The organism is Sneathiella sp. P13V-1 (assembly GCF_015143595.1).
Taxonomy (GTDB): domain Bacteria; phylum Pseudomonadota; class Alphaproteobacteria; order Sneathiellales; family Sneathiellaceae; genus Sneathiella.
On the sequence record NZ_WYEU01000002.1, the window covers coordinates 533,200 to 554,228 of the forward strand.

At 48.7% G+C, this 21,029-nt stretch carries 17 protein-coding genes; 11 read left to right on the forward strand and 6 right to left on the reverse strand.

Annotated elements, in window-relative coordinates; translation table 11 throughout:
• Positions 1–143 precede the first annotated feature (143 nt).
• From GUA87_RS09595 to GUA87_RS09630, 8 genes are all read left to right on the forward strand, one after another.
• Positions 144–797: a protein-L-isoaspartate O-methyltransferase family protein gene (locus GUA87_RS09595; RefSeq protein WP_193716335.1), complete on the forward strand. Its 654-nt coding sequence runs from the start codon at positions 144–146 to the stop codon at positions 795–797.
• Between the two features lie 163 nt (positions 798–960).
• Entirely contained in the window at positions 961–2,325 is a 1,365-nt protein-coding gene (locus GUA87_RS09600; RefSeq protein ID WP_193716336.1) for a TolC family outer membrane protein, read from the forward strand.
• Between the two features lie 108 nt (positions 2,326–2,433).
• Positions 2,434–3,117: a DUF2497 domain-containing protein gene (locus GUA87_RS09605; RefSeq protein ID WP_193716337.1), complete on the forward strand. Its 684-nt coding sequence runs from the start codon at positions 2,434–2,436 to the stop codon at positions 3,115–3,117.
• 96 nt (positions 3,118–3,213) lie between these two features.
• Entirely contained in the window at positions 3,214–5,877 is a 2,664-nt protein-coding gene (locus tag GUA87_RS09610) for a valine--tRNA ligase (RefSeq protein WP_193716338.1), read from the forward strand.
• Between the two features lie 154 nt (positions 5,878–6,031).
• Positions 6,032–6,214 (forward strand): hypothetical protein, encoded by a 183-nt coding sequence (locus tag GUA87_RS09615; protein ID WP_193716339.1) that lies wholly within the window; start codon positions 6,032–6,034, stop codon positions 6,212–6,214.
• A gap of 11 nt (positions 6,215–6,225) precedes the next feature.
• Positions 6,226–7,005, forward strand: coding sequence for a hypothetical protein (locus tag GUA87_RS09620; protein WP_193716340.1), 780 nt, complete (start codon positions 6,226–6,228; stop codon positions 7,003–7,005).
• A gap of 120 nt (positions 7,006–7,125) precedes the next feature.
• Positions 7,126–8,346: a multidrug effflux MFS transporter gene (locus GUA87_RS09625; RefSeq protein ID WP_193716341.1), complete on the forward strand. Its 1,221-nt coding sequence runs from the start codon at positions 7,126–7,128 to the stop codon at positions 8,344–8,346.
• A gap of 333 nt (positions 8,347–8,679) precedes the next feature.
• Positions 8,680–9,366, forward strand: coding sequence for a hypothetical protein (locus GUA87_RS09630; RefSeq protein ID WP_193716342.1), 687 nt, complete (start codon positions 8,680–8,682; stop codon positions 9,364–9,366).
• A 47-nt stretch (positions 9,367–9,413) separates the two neighbouring features.
• On the opposite strand, the gene GUA87_RS09635 is transcribed toward GUA87_RS09630, so the two are convergent.
• On the reverse strand, positions 9,414–10,874 hold the full coding sequence (locus GUA87_RS09635; protein WP_193716343.1) for an OmpA family protein: 1,461 nt from the start codon (positions 10,872–10,874) through the stop codon (positions 9,414–9,416).
• A 262-nt stretch (positions 10,875–11,136) separates the two neighbouring features.
• Between GUA87_RS09635 and ilvD the strand changes: the two genes are divergently transcribed.
• A complete protein-coding gene (gene ilvD, locus GUA87_RS09640; protein WP_193716344.1) occupies positions 11,137–12,987 on the forward strand; it encodes a dihydroxy-acid dehydratase in 1,851 nt (616 codons plus the stop codon).
• Positions 12,988–13,040: 53 nt separating this feature from the next.
• Here ilvD and GUA87_RS09645 read toward each other — a convergent pair whose 3' ends face one another.
• Complete coding sequence (locus GUA87_RS09645) at positions 13,041–13,952, reverse strand: rhodanese-related sulfurtransferase (protein ID WP_193716345.1); 912 nt, start codon at positions 13,950–13,952, stop codon at positions 13,041–13,043.
• 214 nt (positions 13,953–14,166) lie between these two features.
• On the opposite strand from GUA87_RS09645, the gene GUA87_RS09650 reads away from it, so the two are divergent.
• Positions 14,167–15,996 (forward strand): ATP-binding cassette domain-containing protein, encoded by a 1,830-nt coding sequence (locus GUA87_RS09650; protein WP_193716346.1) that lies wholly within the window; start codon positions 14,167–14,169, stop codon positions 15,994–15,996.
• A 14-nt stretch (positions 15,997–16,010) separates the two neighbouring features.
• Here GUA87_RS09650 and GUA87_RS09655 read toward each other — a convergent pair whose 3' ends face one another.
• Positions 16,011–16,673: a TetR/AcrR family transcriptional regulator gene (locus GUA87_RS09655; RefSeq protein ID WP_193716347.1), complete on the reverse strand. Its 663-nt coding sequence runs from the start codon at positions 16,671–16,673 to the stop codon at positions 16,011–16,013.
• Positions 16,674–16,876: 203 nt separating this feature from the next.
• On the opposite strand from GUA87_RS09655, the gene GUA87_RS09660 reads away from it, so the two are divergent.
• On the forward strand, positions 16,877–18,124 hold the full coding sequence (locus tag GUA87_RS09660) for a Zn-dependent hydrolase (protein ID WP_193716348.1): 1,248 nt from the start codon (positions 16,877–16,879) through the stop codon (positions 18,122–18,124).
• Here GUA87_RS09660 and GUA87_RS09665 read toward each other — a convergent pair.
• The 3 genes from GUA87_RS09665 to GUA87_RS09675 are packed head-to-tail and all read right to left on the reverse strand — an operon-like array spanning position 18,121 to position 20,982.
• On the reverse strand, positions 18,121–18,738 hold the full coding sequence (locus GUA87_RS09665) for a pyridoxamine 5'-phosphate oxidase family protein (RefSeq protein ID WP_193716349.1): 618 nt from the start codon (positions 18,736–18,738) through the stop codon (positions 18,121–18,123). The two genes, GUA87_RS09660 and GUA87_RS09665, sit on opposite strands and share 4 nt — an antisense overlap.
• Positions 18,738–19,628 carry a DMT family transporter gene (locus GUA87_RS09670; RefSeq protein ID WP_193716350.1) on the reverse strand — a complete coding sequence of 297 codons (891 nt, stop codon included), beginning with the start codon at positions 19,626–19,628 and terminating at the stop codon, positions 18,738–18,740. The genes GUA87_RS09665 and GUA87_RS09670 overlap by 1 nt, the downstream gene beginning before the upstream one ends.
• Before the next feature lie 52 nt (positions 19,629–19,680).
• Complete coding sequence (locus tag GUA87_RS09675) at positions 19,681–20,982, reverse strand: D-amino acid dehydrogenase (RefSeq protein WP_193716351.1); 1,302 nt, start codon at positions 20,980–20,982, stop codon at positions 19,681–19,683.
• Positions 20,983–21,029 lie beyond the last annotated feature (47 nt).

The following is a 21,029-nucleotide window of genomic DNA, read 5'->3' on the forward strand; positions in this document are numbered from 1 at the left end:
GATAGCGTATAAAAGCCTTTGGTTTTTATGCGCTTCTTTCTTGCGCATTCGCTGCTTTTTTAAGTATAAACGCGGCAAACCACAGTGCGTGGAATGAATTATTTATATTAGGCTTTTCAGGCAGAAATACGGGAACCCTATAAATGACTGAAAATTTTGAAGCAGCACGACGTAACATGGTGCTCACTCAACTTCGTCCAAACAATGTCACAAGCGACAGTGTCGCCGATGCGATGGATACGGTTCCCCGGGAAATATTTGTTCCAGAAAATCTTCAGGGCGTTGCCTATATGGATGAGGATCTGGAAGTTGCCGCAGGTCGTTACTTGATTGAGCCGCGCGTGTTTGCCCGTGTACTTCAAGCCGCTGCGGTCAAAGATACAGATGTTGTTCTGGATGTGGCCTGTGGCACGGGTTACACTTCCGCTGTTCTTGGCAGGCTTGCGCAAGCCGTTGTCGCTGTTGAAAGTGATGAAGCGCTTGTTGAAAAAGCATCAGAAATACTAACTTCCATCGAAGCTGATAATGTTGCCGTTATTCAGGCAGACCTTACCGCCGGAAATGAAAAGCAGGGACCTTATAATGTGATCCACATTAACGGTGCTGTTGATGAAGTTCCTGAGGCTCTTTTTGCACAGCTTCAAGAGGGGGGCCGTCTTGTGTGTGTCATGGGGCACAATCCTGGTGTTGCGACACTTTACGTGAAAGAAAACGGTACTGTCTTTAAGAAGGCGTTGTTCGACGCGATTGTACCTGAACTGAACGAAATGAAGAAAGCGGCGGGTTTCAGTTTCTAATCGGAAACTATGACCACCGTCACAGTTGCGTCAGATAATTGTGCCAGGGTGCTTTCACACCCGTCTATTACAGAGTAGGTGTTTGTCATCTTGGTTTGCTTGTTCAGGCTAGGTGAAGAAATTGGGGGTCAGCTCTCGCTGGCTGGAATTTAAGGGCGTCAAAATGAAGAAACAAATCTTAAGCGTAACTTCTATCCTGGCGGTGCTTCTGCCTGTTACTGCGGCTCACGCGGAGACTTTGAAAGAAGCCTTGGCGCTTACCTACAATTCCAATCCAACCCTTTCAGCACAGCGCGCCAATGTCAGAAGCGTTGACGAAGGCGTGGCACAGGCACTCTCTGGATGGCGTCCAACTGTAACAGTCGTTGGTGAGGCTGGGACCGAGTATAACAAAAACGCATCTACAGCGGGCTCCAACAGCGCACGAACCTACAATCCATCATCTCTGGCCCTTTCTGTTACACAGCCGCTTTACACGGGTGGGCAGACGGAAGCAGGAACAAAAGCTGCCGAAGCAAATGTGAAAGCAGCGCGCGCCTCGTTGGATTCAACGGAACAGAGTATTCTGCAATCAGCAGTATCTGCCTACATGAATGTAGTGCGGGACAAAGCGGTTGTGGAACTCAATCAAAATAACGTTGTTGTTCTGGAACGTCAGCTTGAGGCGGCAAAGGATCGTTTTGATGTGGGGGAGATTACCAGAACTGACGTTGCACAGGCCGAAGCTCGCCTTGCCGGTGCCAAATCTGAATTGGTTCAGGCCATTGGTAACTTGAAGGTCAGCGAAGCCAATTACGAACGTATTGTGGGTCAGAAGCCGGGTAATGTTAAGTATCCGCCTTTGCCCGCTGAGTTTCCAGAGTCAGTAGATGCAGCTTTTGAACTGGGTAAGGGTAATCACCCGGACATTAAAGCCGCGCAGTTCCAGGAAGAAAGCTCAAAACACACAATTCGTCAGACATCTGGTCGTCTATTGCCTACCTTGACATTAAATGGCAGTGTTTCCCATTCTGATGATCAATCCAGCGAAAACCAGTGGGGTGAGGCTGGATCCATTTCTGCAACACTGACAGTGCCGCTTTATCAGTCAGGTTCTGTCTATAGTAGCGTTCGTCAGGCACGCCAGATTAACAGCCAGCGTAAAATTGAAATTGAAGCTGCTATCCGGCAGGTTCGTGAAGCAGTTGCTCGCTCATGGGAGCAACTGGAAGCCGCGCGTGCGCAGATCACTTCAACCGAAGAACAGGTGCGTGCAAACCGTATCGCGCTGGAAGGTGTGACACAGGAAGCACAGGTTGGATCTCGTACAACATTGGATGTATTGGATGCCGAACAAGAGCTTCTTAACAGTCAGGTGAACCTTGTGACCGCTCGTCGTAACCTTATGGTTGCCATGTATGATGTACTTGCAGCGATAGGTTCCTTGAGTGCCGAAGCTCAGCAACTGGAAGTCGAGTACTATGATCCACAAGTGAACTACAATCGGGTTCGCAATAAATGGGTCGGGACTGACGGTGGCTTGAATTAACTTATTGTTTCTTCGTTAGTCTTTATTTTGTGTTCCGGACTGGCATTTTGTGTCATTCTTCGGTAAGTTTTACCGATTGTACTTCCATTTCCGGTGGTGATTTAGACAATGAGTGATACAAAAACCGAGCAAGAACCGACCATGGAGGAAATTCTGGCGTCTATTCGCCGGATTATTTCCGAAGATGGAGAGGAAGAAGAAACTCCAGCAGAAGAAGCTGTAGAGGATGCTCCTGAACCGGAAGCCGAGCCCGAACCGATGGCTGAAGCAGAACCGGATCCCGAACCAGAGCCAGAAGAGGACGTACTGGAGCTTACCGAAGAAGCGCTAGAAGAAGACGTTCTTGAACTGGAAGAAGATGAAATCGTTCTGGAAGAGGAAATGGAGCTGTCTCCAGAGCCAGAGCCAGAGCCAGAGCCAGAGCCAGAACCCGAACCAGAGCCAGAGCCAGAGATCGAAGAGTTTGAACCGGTTCCATTGCCTGAACCCGAACCAGAGCCAGTTTTCGAGCCAGAACCGATGGAAGCGGAAGAGCCTTCTTTGGATAGTTTGCTGGAACAACAAACTGTTGCCGCCGCTACAAGCTCTTTTGCAAATCTTGCTGGAGCAGTGTCAGCTTCTCGAGGAATGCCGATGGGGAACTCCCATGCAACATTGGAAGAGTTGGTAAAAGAGCTTTTGAGGCCGATGCTTAAAGACTGGTTGGATGAGCATCTTGCCAGTATTGTTCAGCGCATAGTGGAGCGCGAGGTGAGCAAGCTCGCGGACCGGGCGGACGATAAAGAAGTTTAAGTCCTACCCACCGTGAGCCGAAAACAATTTTACTGGACCGCTTAGGCGGTCCATCTCTTTTTCTATATTGATTTGAAGTGAAGAAGGATTCAGCCAATGCTGGATAAATCTTATCGACCACAGGATGTCGAAGGAAAACTGTACGCCCGCTGGATGGAGCAGGGCGCTTTTGCCGCTGGACGTAATGACAGCGAAGATGCTTTTACAATAGTCATCCCGCCGCCCAATGTGACAGGCAACCTACATATGGGCCATGCGCTCAATAACACTTTGCAGGATATTCTGGTCCGTTTTGAACGTATGCGTGGCAAGGATGTGCTTTGGCAGCCAGGCACTGACCACGCGGGTATCGCAACTCAGATGGTGGTGGAGCGCCAATTGGCGGAGCAGGGCATTACACGTCATGACCTTGGCCGTGAAAAATTCATTGAAAAGATCTGGGAATGGAAAGAAAAATCCGGTGGATCTATCATCGGTCAGCTACACCGCCTCGGTGCATCATGTGACTGGGATCGTGAACGCTTTACCATGGATGAAGGCCTGTCTAAGGCTGTTCGGAAAGTTTTTGTTCAGCTTTACAAAGATGGTCTGATTTATCGTGATAAACGCTTGGTCAACTGGGATCCGAAATTCCACACCGCGATCTCTGATCTGGAAGTAGAGCAAAAAGAAGTTAACAGCCACATGTGGCACTTCAACTACCCGATTGAGGGTGAAGAAGGTCGTTACATCACAGTTGCAACAACCCGCCCTGAAACAATGCTGGGTGATACCGGTGTGGCGGTTCATCCCGATGATGAACGCTATAAGGATCTTATCGGCAAGAACGTTGTTCTGCCCATTGTTGGCCGTTTGATCCCGATCGTGGCCGATGAATATGCTGATCCCGAGCAAGGCTCTGGTGCCGTTAAAATCACGCCGGCTCATGATTTTAATGACTTTGAGGTTGGTAAGCGTGCTGGCCTTGAAGTGATCAATATCATGGATGTTAACGCCTGCCTCAACGATGACGTTCCCGAAAAATACCGCGGGATGGAACGTTTTGAAGCGCGTAAAGCCATTGTTGCGGAAATTGAAAGCCTCGGCCTTCTGGAGAAGATCGAAGATCACACCCATATGGTGCCCTATGGTGACCGTTCCGGTGTTGTCATCGAACCGTTTCTGACGGATCAGTGGTTTGCAGATGCGGCCACTTTGGCGCAACCTGCTATCCGCGCCGTTGAGAGCGGACGTACAAAATTTGTTCCAGCCAAATGGACAAACACCTATTACGACTGGATGCGCAATATTCAGCCATGGTGTATTTCCCGTCAACTTTGGTGGGGGCATCGTATTCCTGCCTGGTTTGCGGAAGATGGCACAATCTTTGTTGAAGAAACAGAAGAAGAAGCGCTGGCTGCGGCCAAAGCCCATTTTGGTAAAGATGTAGACCTGACACGTGACGAAGATGTTCTGGATACATGGTTCTCCTCCGCGCTTTGGCCGTTTTCTACACTCGGTTGGCCAGATAAAACACCGGAGCTTGAAAAATATTATCAGACCGATGTGTTGATCACTGGTTTTGACATCATTTTCTTCTGGGTCGCCCGAATGATGATGATGGGCCTCCATTTCATGGATGATGAGCCCCCATTCCATACGGTTTATATCCACGCGCTTGTTCGTGACGAACATGGTGCGAAGATGTCCAAATCCAAAGGCAATGTGGTTGATCCGCTTGATCTGGTTGACAAATATGGTGCAGATGCGCTGCGTTTCTTCCTAAGTGCCAGTGCGGCGCAAGGCCGTGACGTTCGTCTGTCTGAACAACGTGTTGAGGGCTACCGCAACTTTACGACCAAGCTTTGGAATGCAGCCCGTTTCTGCGAAATGAACGAATGTGCGGTTGCTGAGGGGTTTGATCCATTTGCAACCAAGGATCCGATAAACCGTTGGATCGTTGGTGAGGTGGCCAAATGTGAAGCGGCAGTTCGTGAAGCTTTGGAAGGCGCGCGTGATGGCTATCGTTTCAACGATGCTTCCAACGCCATTTATTCCTTCACATGGAATGTGTTCTGTGACTGGTATCTGGAATTTGCGAAAATTCCGTTCCAGGGTGAAGACGAAGCCGTAAAGGCGGAGACACGTTCTACGGCCGCTTGGGTTCTGGACCAGATCCTGAAAATCCTGCACCCGTTTATGCCATTTGTCACCGAAGAGCTTTGGGGCAATGTTGGTGCCTCGCGGGCGGCTGATCTTGTTGTTTCTGATTGGCCTGTATACCCGGAAAATGCTGTTGATGCGGCCGCAGATGCGGAAATGATCTGGGTGCAGGAATTGATTTCTGGTATCCGCGGTGTGCGTAGTGAAATGAACGTTCCTGCGGGCGCTAAAATTCCAATGATCTTCAACGAAGGATCAGATGAGCATAAAGCGCGCCTTGATCGCCATTGGGATGTGATCTCACGCCTTGCGCGCCTTGAAAGCCGTGATGTGGATGCAGACCTTCCAAAAGGATCTTTGCAGTTTGTTCATGACGGCGCGTCAGTTGCGCTTGCGCTTGCAGGTGCCATGGATCTGGATGCTGAAAAAGCCCGCCTTCAAAAAGAAATCAGCAAACTGACCGGCTACATGACGGGTCTTAACAAGAAACTTTCAAACGAGAAGTTCGTCTCTAGCGCCCCGGAACATGTCGTCGCTGGTGAGCGCGAAAAGTTGGCAGAGGCAGAGGTTAAACTTGCCAAACTCAACGAAGCAGCGGATCGCTTGAGCGAGCTTTAATTGAATATTCGCTGAGGCTTTTGCCTCAGCGAAACCGCCCCACGCGGGTATGTAAGAATTACATAAACCTTGAAGAAAACAATATATTTCGCTACATTAAGAAGTGTAAGTGTGCTGTAAAGTATCAACTAAGGAAAGCTGGGTTAAAAAAACGATGGCAACACTTGTTAGACAATTTGAATTGCCTGATAAGGATAAGCGCTATAAATCTGTGCGAATTGTAGGGCGAGGTACAGTGCGTGTTGACCCTAAAGAAGTTCTAAGTAGTCCAAAGTCCAAGGAAGCAAGGCAACTCGCCAAGGCGATTGTCCAGCAACATAAAACCCGCGCTCAATAGATTGTGGTGGCATGTATCTGCTTCTGATCTTGCCGACATTGGTTGCTGGTTTCATAGCCTGCCATATTCATCCGGAAAATAAAGACAAGCTACATCGATATCAGGGGCAATATCTTTACCTGAAAAGTGCAGAAATGGGTCTAAAGTGCTTTGCGCTTGCCCTCTTGGTCGGTTTGTTGGCGCACGTGCTCATTCCGGATGATTTTAAGCTTTATGATATTGAATTCAGCCTTAAATTCGCAGCGTTTCTTGGGGGGCAACTTACCGAAATGGGTGTGCAGGAAGGGGCCTTACTCCTTGCATGGGTGATCATCCTTTCCGTCTTGACCTGTTTTGCACCTTTCCTTCTTAAGTTTTTCGCCTGGGCGCGTTTGATACAAAAACATGGGGCTGACAATTTGAAGCTCCAGATGATGGGAGAGGCGCTTGAAGATAGTCCTTTGGACTCCCTGTTGTATTCTCTTCTGCTAAAAGAAGGTTCCGCCGTGATGCTCTCACTAAGTGACCGCAAGGTATATGTCGGGGAAGTGATCAGTATGGGAGAGCCATCAGAGACGGGGGGAATGGATCAGGATATTTCCATCACTCCTATCATGAGTGGGTATCGAGATGATAAAACACTCGAAGTGAATTTTGTGACGGACTATGACGATGCAGATGGCGAGTTTTACCTCACAATCCGTCAGGAGATGATTGTCTCTGCAACTGAGTTCGATTTTATAGCCTATAGCGAGTGGAATAAGCCTGAAGCAGTTCCGGCTGATACAACTGAAACCGTAGAAGGTAAGTAAATTTATCTTCGGTTCTATTTCTAAAACCTACATCTTTGTGACGGTGGTCCTAATATGAATGTTTGATATCCACCTTCATTTTGGATAAGTTCACGTTCCAATCACCCTCGAAGGTATCGAATGTCAAACGAAGCAACACAGCGCTTGTCGCGTGTATTCCTGGTTATTCTTGTTTTTATCAGTATGAACGGTCCAATGGGTATGAACATTGTTCTGCCTTCATTGTCCGCCTATCAGGTCGAGTTTAATACGGAATATGCCACTTCACAGCTGGCGCTGACTTTCTATTTGCTGGCGGTTGCTGTTGGGCAGTTGGTTTGGGGGCCTCTTTCGGATCAGCTTGGGCGTCGTCGTATCGTCATGACGGGCCTTCTTATCATGATTATCGGATGCCTTATTTGTCTTTACGCGCCGACGATAAATATTCTGATTGCAGGGCGTATGGTGATGGCGTTTGGGGCCTGTGCCGGTATGGTAATGGGCCGCTCCATGGTACGAGATAGGTATGAAGCCGAAGCCGCCGCACAAGTGATTGCCTACCTCACGATGGCCATTGTTCTGGCGCCCACGGTTGCGCCATTACTTGGGGGTGTCCTCCAAGATGTATTTGGCTGGAAATCCCATTTTCTGTTTATGATCATTTTCGGCGGCATTGCCTTTATTGTTGTGTACTCACAGCTTGAAGAAACATTGCCGCAGGAAAAAAGAAGAACCGCGGAATTTAAAGACCTATTCTTGTCGTTCGGTGCGCTGCTTCGAAATCCTGAGTTTTGTGCCTATGCCTTCCAGGTGAGCTTTGCCACCGCGGCGTATTTTGCCTTCCTCGGCGGGTCCTCCTTCGTTGTGATCGATCTGATGGGGGGAAGTGCGACCATTTTGGGCACCTATTTTGTGGTTGTTTCCGTCTTTTATATTCTTGGCAACTTTGGAACCGCGAAATTAGCCGGCAAATTTGGCATCAACCGCCTGATCGTTTTTGGCTGTATGGTGGCGATCACAGGCCCGATCGCGATGATCGTATGGGAGCTTAACTGGGGGCTTACTATTGAGAGTTTCGCAGGACTGATGGGCCTTGTTGCGCTCGGCAACGGCTTTTGTATTTCCTCAGGCATTGCCGCGGCGGTAGGTGCAGACCCTGAGCGGGTAGGGGCCGCGTCCGGTCTTGCAGGTGCCATGCAGATCGGGATGGGCGCGCTCAGCACGTTTGCTGGTGGCTATTTCCTAACTCTATACGGAGATAGCGTAACACCTTTGCTTGTTGTTATGTTGGCCTGTGTTGTTGCAGCACCGATTGCATTTCTCTTTGGCCTTGGAATCAAGCATAGAAGTCAGAGAATCTAGAGGCTGTCGATTCCCTCTTAAGGTGCGTTTTTTTAGGCGATTCCTCATTACAATACGCTCGCAGGTTTAGATGTTTGTGCGCTTACGTAAAGTTTTACGGGAAAATTAACTATGCTCCTCCCTGTTTTTTGGGAAAAATATGGTTAATTTAGTGTTAACAAGTGCGCGCGGTGTCTATCTCGTGTACAAATACTTTAGTTGTAGATGTTCTGTATGAGGGTGAGTAGCACCCCGATAAAAATTAGGGAACCCTGATTAGAAACTGACATCAGATATTCTTGCAGGGTCGGGCAGGGTGCAAACGCACCCGGTAAAAGAATATACGAGGCAACTATGCTTAAAAAACTTATGATCTCAGCAGTGGTGGGTGCCCTCTCACTTGGCGCTGCAACAATAGCAAGTGCTGCGACATTGTCCGTGAGCGGCGGGTCAAACGCGACACTTGGAAGTAACTTTGATTTGAATGCCACAACAGGCCTCTCCAATGGAGATAGCGTAAAGCTGTTTGATGGAACTTGGTTCAATGGTGTTCCAAACACAGACCCAGGCGGTTTAGTCTTGGATGGTGCGCCAGCTCAGTTGAAGTTTGAATATCTCGGTTCCGAAGCGGGTGATGAAAATCGCACTATCTTTACTCAAGGAACAGATGAGATTTTGTTCAACAATAAAACGAGCTCAGTTGGCGACAGTGTAATCAAAACAGTAAATGCAAATGGATTGGTTCCATTTGCATTTGAAAACGACAATGGCCGTTTGTGCTTCATTTTCTGTATTGATCTTGGTGAAGACCAAGCTCCAAACACAGGTGATATTGATTGGGGTCTAAGTCTTGCATTCTACCAAGTAAACCCTGGTGAAGTAATTGCATTGTTCGGCGATGGTTCAGGTGATGCAGATTTTGATGATATGGCGATCCGTATCTCTGTTGTGCCTCTGCCACCAGCTGTTGCTCTGTTCGCAGGTGCGCTGTTTGGTCTTGGCTGGCTCAGCCGTCGTCGCAAAGCTGCTGCCACAGCTTAATTTACACGACATAGACGTATTGAAGGGAAGGCTTATGCCTTCCCTTTTTATTTGAGGTTACAACTGCGGATCTCAACACGGCGTTCGGGGTAATCACTTGTCTGGTTTTCCCCCATACCGATCTGAACCAGTCTCGATGTATTAATTCCGAACTGTTCCAGTTTTTCTGCAATTCGTTGTGCCCTGAGGCGAGAGAGGCGGTTGTTGAAGGAAGAGGTTCCGCTTTTATCGGCATATCCCGCCAGAATGATCTTCTCGCTTGGTTTTTCCTGTAAATGTTGGGAGAGCAATTCCAGCCGGTCCAGCAGATATGGGTCCTCCACCGATGCACTTCCCAAATCGAAGGCGACGATCTGGATCGGAGGCTGTTGCAGGCAGGACTGGCTGACCACAATGCCATTATCAGAAATCGTTGAGGACTGGGTTGCAATTTCTGACAGGCGAGAGGATTGAATTTCGTTCTGTTTTAAAGTTGCTGCAATGAGCTGGCGGATTTCCAGAATGGATTTCATGGATTGATCCAGACGTCCGTTCAAATGGGTCACTTGTTTTTCAATTCGGCTAAGCCCCTTATCAATATTCTTGCCGGTGGCTGTCGCTTGAGGACCGAGCGCCCCTTTCGGTATCAAAAGGCTTTTTCCGTTTCGCCCGTCGTAAAAGATATGAAAACGTGCAGTAGAGCCAAGATGCAGAAGTTGAACAGGAGCATCACTTAACTTCACTAGAACCGAGCGCATTTCTGCCAAATGGGAAAAAAGAAATGTACTGTTTTCATCTGCGCAATAGCTTTCGGGGATAAGAGTGCCGTCAGGCTCTGTTGTGAAGCCACCCGAAACTGTATCGCTCATTGTTGTGGGAGAGTCATAGCAGGTCTTAAGTTGACGGGCCTGATCAACGCTTATGCCAAGGAGTGTTGCAGAAAGAATAAGGGTCGAAATAGCGGAGATAAAAAAGCGATGTTGTCCAAAACTTCTAAGGTAGAGGTAATCTGTAAAAACCTCTCTGGCGGAGAAAACAGGTTTGCCAATTCTCGGCTCGCCTTGTGAGTTTCTGAGTTTGAAAATGGCGACTTTTAAGTTATCCCGGCGGGAGCTGATCCGATCACCATGCCGGGATTGCAGGGCAGGGATAAGGTTGATCAAGCGAAGGGCGAAATTGAACCAGTATACGAGAAGGGCTAGTCCAACAATTTTACTTCTCTCTGCAAGACTGAGATTGTCTTTTTCTGTCGCCTTTAAGATGCGAACTATCAAAATGCCAGCGAAGACGAGCGCAAGCGCTAACGCATAAACCAGCCATAAAGCAAGAAAGGTCACCAATAAGATAAGACCAAGTCGAAGGGCTTGAATAATAATATCTTCGATCCCGGCATATTCTATGTAGCTGACACCAAACACCGCAAAAGTTGATGATTTAAAGATTAAACCAAAGACCAAAAGAAAGCCGATCCCCACAACGGTTAGTGCCGGTAAGAGATAAAGCAGGTTTTCGTTATGTCTGACACGCATGTGAACATCACAAAATAGTTCACCTTCAAGTGACCTGTTCCTGCATTGGCGACCTAGGCGCGTTCGACCCTGACACTGCATATCAACCTCATAAATCATATTTAATTGCTGGTGTTTTCAGAAACGAATAGCAACCAAAGGTTGTGAATAGGCGTGTGGATGTTGGTGGAAAATTGGGCCTTTTTTTCGGTATTTCTTGCCCAGAGCAACGGAACAGTTTAGGAAAGAAACGAACAAATTGCTGACGTTAGGGATAATAAAAATGCCGCAATACAGATCAAAAACATCTACGCATGGACGTAACATGGCTGGAGCTAGAGCCTTGTGGCGCGCAACTGGTATGCAGGATGGGGATTTTGATAAACCGATTATTGCCATCGCCAATTCTTTTACACAGTTTGTGCCGGGGCATGTGCACCTGAAAGACCTTGGTCAGATGGTGGCCCGTGAAATCGAAAAATGTGGCGCAGTGGCAAAAGAATTTAACACGATTGCCGTGGATGACGGTATTGCCATGGGGCATGACGGCATGCTCTACAGTCTGCCATCCCGCGAAGTCATTGCCGATGCGGTTGAATATATGGTGAATGCCCATTGCGCCGATGCACTCGTTTGTATTTCAAACTGCGATAAGATCACGCCCGGCATGTTGATGGCGGCGATGCGCCTTAACATCCCGACAGTGTTTGTCTCAGGCGGTCCAATGGAAGCCGGTAAAGGCATGGCCGACGGTAAGGAAATTGGTCTTGATCTCGTGGATGCGATGGTGCAAGCGGGAGATCCAAATATCTCAGATGAGCAGGTAGCAGAAGTAGAGCGCTCTGCTTGTCCGACATGTGGTTCATGCTCTGGTATGTTTACCGCGAATTCAATGAACTGTCTGACAGAAGCGCTGGGTCTTGCTCTGCCAGGTAATGGCAGCATGCTGGCAACACATTCAGATCGTAAGCAAATCTTCCTGGATGCCGCGCGTACTATCGTCGATATTACGCGCCGTCACTACGAAAAAGAAGAGGCGCTTTGCCCACGCGATATCGCGTCATTCAAGGCCTTTGAAAATGCCATGACACTGGATATCGCCATGGGCGGATCTACGAACACCGTACTTCATCTTTTGGCTGCGGCAGAAGAAGGTGAAATTGGATTTACAATGCAGGACATCGATCGCTTAAGCCGAGGTGTACCTCATTTGTGTAAAGTCGCGCCAAGCACTCAGGATTATCACATGGAAAATGTTCACCGTGCCGGTGGCATCATGGGTATTCTGGGTGAGCTGGACCGTGCAGAACTTCTTCACACCGATCTTCCAATGGTTCACAGTGACACCGTTGAAGATGCGCTTAATATGTGGGATATCAAACGCTCCAACAGTGAAACTGTGCAAGAATTTTACCGTGCGGGGCCGGGTGGGGTTCGCACGACAGAAGCCTTTAGCCAATCAAAGCGTTATCCTGATCTGGATGCAGATCGTGAAAATGGGTGTATCCGTACAAAGGAAAATGCCTATAGCCAAGATGGTGGCCTTGCGGTTCTTTACGGCAATATCGCCGAAGAAGGCTGCATTGTGAAAACAGCTGGGGTGGATGAAAGTATCCTCAAATTTACGGGTCGTACCCGTATCTTCGAAAGTCAGGATAGTGCGGTAAAAGCAATCCTGGGTGATGAAGTGGTTGCTGGCGACGTGGTGTTGATCCGTTACGAAGGTCCAAAGGGTGGGCCGGGTATGCAGGAAATGCTGTATCCGACTTCATACCTTAAATCCAAAGGTTTGGGTAAAGAATGCGCGTTGTTCACTGATGGACGCTTCTCCGGCGGAACTTCAGGTCTTTCAATTGGTCACGCGTCACCAGAAGCCGCAGAAGGCGGAAATATTGGCTTGGCAGAAGAGGGGGATACCATCGAGATTGATATCCCGAACCGGACTATTAATCTGGCAATCTCTGATGAAGAAATGGCGAAACGCCGTGCGGCGATGGAAGCCAAAGGCAGCGATGCCTGGAAACCTTCAGAGAAACGCGAACGTTATGTATCTCAAGCATTGAAGGCCTATGCGGCCCTCACCACAAGCGCGGCACGCGGCGCGGTGAGAGATGTCTCTCAGGTAGAGAAATAAACACAAAAAAAGGGAGGCAATTGCCTCCCTTTTTTAATGAGTCATTTCAAGCGTTAAGACGCTTTTGTTCCGATGTGAACATCACCACGTTTCTTGGCAAGCTCGATCTGTTTCTGGCGTTCCATAAAGCGAACGCGTTGTGAATTGCTCATCTCATCGTAACAGTGCGGACAGGAGACGCCTTTTTCGTATTTTGGAGATTGCTTGTCTTCTTCCGTAATTGGGAAGCGGCACGCATAACACTGATCATATGATCCTTTTTCAAGGTTGTGGTTCACTGTGACGCGTTGGTCAAAAACGAAACACTCACCTTCCCATGTGCTTTCTTCCTCAGGGACATCTTCGAAATACTGCAAGATGCCGCCTTCAAGGTGATACACTTCTTCAAAGCCCTCACGCAGAAGGTAAGACGTGGATTTTTCACAGCGGATACCACCCGTGCAGAACATGGCAACTTTCTTGTGCTTGTCCTTATCCAGGTTTTCTTCCACATATTGTTTAAATTCGCGGAATGTGTTTGTTTTCGGATTGATCGCGCCCTTGAAAGTACCAACTTCAACTTCGTAATCATTCCGCGTGTCTACGAGAATAACGTCAGGATCACTGATCAGATCGTTCCAGTCTTTTGGCTTGATGTAGGCACCAACCATTTTGTTTGGATCCGTTCCCGGCGCACCCAGTGTCACAATCTCTTTCTTGAGACGCACTTTCATTCGGTAGAAAGGCTGTTCTTCATTGATCGCTTCTTTATGGGAAAGATCTGCAAGGCGCGGGTCACTTTTTAGATAAGCGAGCAGGTTATCAATCCCTTCGCGCGGACCAGAAACAGTGCCGTTGATACCTTCTTCTGCCAGAAGCAATGTCCCCATGATCTTGTTGTCATGACAGACTTTGAGGATCTTCGGTTGCAGTTCCTTATAGTCGGGAAGGGCAACGAATTTATAAAGGGCAGCAATTGTGAACATTTTAGTGCTCGTCTCGTCTAGGTGGCGACTTTATCGGACGCCACAGAAATCTTCAGAATTTAATCGGCTACTTATATAAATAGTGCAGCACAAACGCAAGTTTTCTGGGTTTTGAGAGTTGCGGCATATTGTCCAGCCTCCTTAAAAATTGCGAGGCTTCTTTGAAAATGATAGAAGCCATCCATCAGCTTATAGATTACGTTTCGGAACCAAGATGGCAGCACCCGTTTTAGCATTGCAGGACGCACGAATTACCTTTGGCGGAGGGGATCTGTTTCGCGATATCTCTCTTGGTATCGAACTGGGAATGCGGATCGCCCTTGTCGGGCGCAACGGATCCGGAAAATCGACCCTCTTAAAGGCGATTGCCGGGGATATTGAATTGGACGGTGGGGAGCGGTTCCTGCAGGCCGGAACCCGTGTGGGATACCTGCGTCAGCAGCCGGAAATTGTACCGGGCCGAACCGTTCACGAACAGGTCTCAACAGGTCTGCCACCTGAATTAAAACAGGACGGGATGGATAGCGGATATCTTGTAGATCGGGTTCTGGAAGGCGTTGGGATTGAAGGGGATCGTCTTCTTGAAACGCTTTCAGGCGGGGAGGCGCGCCGTGTTTCCTTGGCAGAAGCACTGGTTTCTGACCCGGATGTTCTGCTTCTAGACGAGCCTACCAACCATCTTGATATAAAAACCATCCTTTGGCTGGAGCAGGAACTGAAATCTTTCAAAGGAGCATTGCTGATCATCAGCCACGATCGCCAATTCCTGAAAAACCTGACCAATAGCCTGTTCTGGTTGGATCGCGGTAAACTCAGAACCCACGGTAAAGGTTTCGCAGCGTTTGAAGAATGGTCAGAAGAGATTTTGCGCGCTGAAGAAGTCGAACTTAAAAAAATGGACAAGCGCATTGCGGATGAAACTGACTGGTCACGTAAAGGTATTACGGCCCGCCGCGCCCGTAATGAAGGCCGCCTTCGAGCCCTAAATAAATTGCGAGCTGAACGCAAAGAACGGACATCCCGCGTTGGCAACGCCAAACTCGAGGTAAAAAGTGGTGATAAAAGTGGTCGGGTTGTCGTTGAAGCGACTGAGATCACTAAATCCTTTGAAACGGCTTCAGGTGAACAACTTCAAATCATCAAGAAGTTTTCAACCCGTATCATGCGCGGCGACCGGGTCGGCATTATTGGGCCCAATGGTGCCGGTAAATCCACTTTATTGAAAATGCTGATCGGGGAATTGGCACCTGATAGCGGTACCATCAAACTTGGTACCAATCTGACACCAGCAGTGTTCGATCAGAAACGTGAAAGCCTAAACCCGGAAGAGAGCTTATGGGACACGCTGGCTGACCCCGGAAGTGGGCAATTGCTGGTCAAGGGGGAGGTTCGCCATGTGGTGGCGTATCTTCGCGATTTCCTGTTTGAAGACAAGCAGGCGAAAAGTCCTGTGAAATCCCTGTCAGGCGGGGAAAAGAACCGACTGCTATTGGCAAAGTTACTCGCGCGTGAAAGCAATCTTTTGGTGCTTGACGAGCCGACCAACGATCTGGATATGGAAACGTTGGATCTTCTGGAAGATATGCTTAGCGGTTATGATGGTACCCTTATTCTGATCAGTCACGATCGTGATTTTCTGGATCAACTGGTGACCTCCGTCATCGCCATCGAAGAGGGCGGGGAGGTGAATGAGTATGTCGGCGGCTACACGGATTACCTGCGCCAGCGGAAAGAGGCTGAAAAACCTGCCCCGAAAAAACAGTCTTCCGCCCCTAAAGCAACTCCTGAGAAACCGAAGTCACAGCGTAATAAACTGACCTATAAGGATCAACGTGATCTGGATCGTTTGCCGGAAGTGATGGAAAAACTGGAAGCCAAAATACAGGAGCTGGAAATCGCATTGGCGGATCCGGATCTGTTTACAAAAAGCCCGGACAAATTTCAGACGCTAAGCACTGATCACGCTGCAGCTCAGCAAGAATTGTCTGACGCGGAAGAGCGTTGGCTTGAACTTGAAATTATGCAGGAAGAGTTAAACTCTTAAATCAGATGTTTCACTTAAACTGTTAATTTCATTTCAGTTTCTGTCTTACGGGGTGGGATCGGAAGAAGGCCGCAGTTTCGTAATACCATGGAGATGATGGCATTACTGGCTTCTTCAAATTGTGCAGGCGACAGCGTATCTCCTTCGCCTAGGATAGCAGACCACTGTACTTCAAAGTCTGCCCAGGTTTGTGTCATTGCCCAGATATGGAAGATGAGCTTTTTTGTATCTACCGGGGCCATTTTGCCTTCATCAATCCACTGATCCATAATGGCCGCTTTACTTTCAACCCAGTCTTTCAGCTCACCAGATAAGTAGTCCTTAATGCGTGGGGCACCACGAATGAGTTCATTGGCAAAAACGCGCGACGCATGGGGGCGTTTCTGCGACAGTTCCATCTTCGCCCGAATGTAATCTGCCAAAGTGGAGGCAGGATCATCTTCTGCCGTAATTTCCCGGAATGAATTGACCCAAAGATCAATGATTTCGTCCAGCACAGCACGGTAGAGTTCTTCTTTGGTGCCAAAGTAATAATGGACGTTTGCTTTGGGCAGGCCTGCTTCTTCTGCGATATTGGCTGTGGTTGATCCCCTGAAACCATTTTTCGCAAAAACCCTTTCCGCAGCTTCGATGATGCGTTCTTTGTTTTCCTGTCGAATGCGGCCCTGATTTTCCATTTGATACTCTGCCCCATTTGCTGACACCCAATAACTTGGTCAGTCAAAGTTGAACCCTTGGTCAAGTTTACGAAGATAGCAGTTATGGTGCAAACGAAAATCCTGACGCAGATTGACGCAGTTTTGGGTTTCAGAACTGACTTCCAAAAGTATAAGATGAAAATCCGCACTGCCCCAAAACTAATTACAAATCGGGAAGCCTCATGAAAAAGAACATGCATGTTACTGGAGATCGCCTTTGGGAAAGCCTGATGGAGATGGCGAAAATCGGCGCCACCGCCAAAGGGGGATCCTGCCGTCTTGCGCTTACTGATGAAGATAAGGAAGGTCGTGACCTTTTTGTATCCTGGTGCCGTGATGCTGGATGTGACATCAAAATCGACAAAATGGGGAATATTTTCGCTGTGCGTGCAGGTGAAGATAACAGCCTACCCTCTGTAATGACGGGATCTCATCTGGATACGCAACCAACCGGCGGCAAGTATGATGGTGTCTTTGGTGTGCTTGCGGGTCTTGAGGTTCTACGTACCCTGAAAGACTATGATGTGAAGACAAAACACCCTGTTGAAGTGGCGGTCTGGACCAATGAAGAAGGATCCCGTTTTGCCCCGGCGATGGTGTCATCGGGTGTCTTTGCTGGCGTTTTTGATTTGGAGTATGGCCATTCCCGTGCGGACCTGAACGGTGTCACCATGGGACAAGAGCTAAAGCGTATTGGTTATGATGGCAATGAAGAAGTTGGCGGACGTGACCTGAAAGCTTTCTTCGAAGCGCATATCGAACAGGGACCTATCCTTGAATTTGAGGAAAAAACCATTGGTGTGGTGACAGATGCCAATGGCCAGCGCTGGTATGAAATTACCCTGACAGGGCAAGAGGCTCATGCGGGCCCAACCCCGATGGCGCGCCGCAAAGATGCCCTTGTCGGGGCTTCCCGTATCGTGCAGGAGGTAAACCGCATCGGTTTTGATAATGAGCCAAATGCTTGCGCCACTGTAGGACTTCTTGAATGCCGTCCAAATTCCCGTAATACAATTCCCGGCGAAGTGTTCCTGACTGTTGATTTCAGGCACCCAAGTGATGAAAGTCTAAGCCGTATGGATGGGCAACTTCGGGAGTTTGCTGAGAAAGTCGCAAAAGAACAAGGGCTGGAGATGAAGTTTGAGCAGATCTGGTATTCGCATCCTGTCAAATTTAATGATAACTGTGTCGCCGCTGTGCGCAAAGGTGCGGAAGTGGCAGGTTATCCGCATATGGATATCGTATCAGGTGCCGGACATGACGCCTGTTATATCAACCGCGTGGCCCCAACAGGTATGATCTTTGTCCCGTGCGAAAACGGGATCAGTCACAACGAAGAAGAAGCCGCCACCCCAGAGGATCTGGCCGCGGGTTGCAATGTTCTTCTTCATGCTATTCTGGATCAGGCCGGAGTGGTTGAAGAGAGCTAATAAAGCGTGTCCTTCTGGCGCTGTGGCAACGCAGCGTCATATTCAGCTGCATCAAAATCCTCTTTTGCCGATTTGGTCATGGCACCCGCGGTTGGAACTTCGTCCTTTGACTTGATGTTTTCAGGCTTCCAGAGGCCGGATCTGATAATGGCGCGGGCGCATTGGAAATAGACCGCTTCGATTTTTAGGATAATCACCACACGGGGTATTTTTCCGTCTACATCAAACTGCCCTGTAAGTTCTGGATCCGTTGACAGGGTCGCAGTGCCATTAATGCGCAGGCATTCGCTGATACCCGGGATCAGAAACATGGTGGCAATACGCGGGTCTCTTAACATATTGCGGAGGCTATCAATGCGGTTGTTGCCTCGGCGATCCGGGATCAGCAGGGTTCGGTTATCCACGATTTTAAACAGCGTGCCTTCCTGATCCCCACGGGGGGAGCAGTCCAAGCCTTCTGGTCCAGATGTTGCCAGCGCAAAGAAAGCGGACTTTTCCAGCCAGCTCTGATAGGCCGGGGTCAGGTAATCTGTTTCTTTGGCAAGTGAGATCGGATTGACCTCATCATAAACTGCTTCCAATTGTTCAATGGATGAAATGATGTGATTACTCATCAGACTGCCTGCTCTTTTGCACGAACGCGTTCACGATAGAGAATATAGAGGCCACTGCATACAATTATGACAGCACCCAGAATTGTGAATTCATCTGGTAGATCCCCAAATGCGAAATAGCCGAATATAGCCGTCCAGATAAGCTGGGTGTAGGCGAAGGGTGCTGCATTAGACGCGGTAGTGTAGGAGAAGGCCAGAATGATAATAAAGTGGCTGACACCGCCAATAAGACCAATGGTAGCAAGCAAAACCCATCCCATCATATCCGGGGCAGTCCATTTAAAAGGCGCAACAAAGCTCATGACAACCGCGCCTACAAGGGCTGTATAGAAAATTGTCGTATAGGCGCTATCCACACCCGCAAGTTTGCGCGTTGCGATTTGGTAGGAGGCGTAGAATATGGCTGTTCCGACAACAAGGAACATGGCCGGGTGCATGACACCAAGGCCGGGCCGTAAGATAATCAGCGCCCCTATGAAGCCCGCGAATACGGCGGCCCACCGGCGGAAACTGACTTTCTCGCCCAAAAGAAAAACTGACAGGACAGTGACAAAGATCGGGGACGTGCTGCCCATCGCTCCGGCATCGGCAAGGGGAATATATTTCAGCGCCGTGAAGAAACAAACCGTTGCCCCTAGCAACAGCATGGATCTGAAAATCTGCAGCTTTGGGTTGGCTGTTTTAATAAGGGATGCCCCAAGCCGTGGTGCCAGAAGCACTGTCATCAATACGAAATGAAAAAAGTATCGCGCCCAAACTACCTGCTGTGGGTCATAAGTTTGATTGGCGTATTTGACGAAGCTGTCCATGACGACAAATAGGAAAAGTGCCGTACAGTAGAGAAAAATCCCTTTATAGGACTGTGACGGTATCGCCGCAGATTGAGACATATGGTTTCCAGTTTTTATTATTCGGCATCAGGTGGGTGTGCGCCGTTATTACTTAGAAACGATCTAGGGAATAATCGCTCATGTCAAGTTCAGTTGGTGATCCGGCGATCATTTCTGCAAGAAGCTGTGCTGAACCACAGGACAGGGTCCATCCCAATTGGCAATGCCCTGTATTGAGAAACAGGTTGGTATATTTGCTCTTTCCTATGATGGGGGTGCTGTCCGTTGTCATGGGGCGAAGGCCACACCACCTTTCGGCTTTTGTACGGTCTCCCACATTGGGAAAGAGGCCGAGGACACTATCCAGAACCATATCTTCCCGCTTCTTATTCGGCTCCAGTTGATAACCATTCATCTCTGCGGTTCCAGCGGCACGCAAACGATCCCCAAAGCGGCTGATCACCACATGCTGGGACTCGTCCGTCAGGCTCATAAGCGGGGCGTCATTAGCGCCCTCAATCGGTATCGTCACCGAATACCCTTTAACAGGATAAATAGGTAAATGGAGGCCGATTTTTTTGGCGAGGAAATAACTGTAACTTCCTAAAGACATTACATATTTATCAAAAATATGTGTTTGGCCGTTTACACTTATCGAAGTGATAAGATCTTCATCTGTATTCAGCTTTTCAATGTCGCAGCCTAGTTTGAATTGAACCCCCATCTTCTCAGCAGCTTCTTTAAGGCCCAGTGTGAAGAGACGGGCGTCACCGCTTTCATCAATCTCAGATTTTGCCCCGCCAATGAAGGAGGACGTGGCTGAGCCAAGCGCGGGTTCCGCTTCCAGACATTCCGCACGGCTCAGCATGGTTTGATCAACACCTTGATCATTGAGCCATTTAGTTCGGCTTTGCATATGCCGATAGCCTTCCTCGCTATCGAATAATTTCAGGATACCGCGCTGTTGTCGGTCAAATTTTATGCCCTCATCTTCGATTACTTTATGCAAGGCGTCGCGACTGTGAAGGGCGAGACGAAGAACGCGGCCAGCGCTTTCATAGAAGGTTTTCTCGCGTGTCGACCACAGGAATTTAAGCCCCCACATCCACATATGCGGATCATTTCGAAGTTTGAAGACAAGCGGGGCATCGTCGCGACCCAGCCATTTCACCAGTTTTGACGGAAGGTCCGGGCTTGCCCATGGGAAGGTTTGGGTAAAGGATAGTTGTCCGCCATTCGCAAAACTGGTTTCTTCTGCTGCATAGGGCTGGCGGTCAAATACTGTGACCTCATATCCCTTCTTCGCCAGAAAATAGGCAGAAGTTACGCCGGTAACGCCGGCCCCCAAAACAGCAATCTTCACGTGACTAACCTTGCAATCGGACAATGCCTGAATGACAGACCGTTGTATCATTCAGTGTAGTTTGATATCCATCTAGCAGTTTTCAATCCACAAAAAAA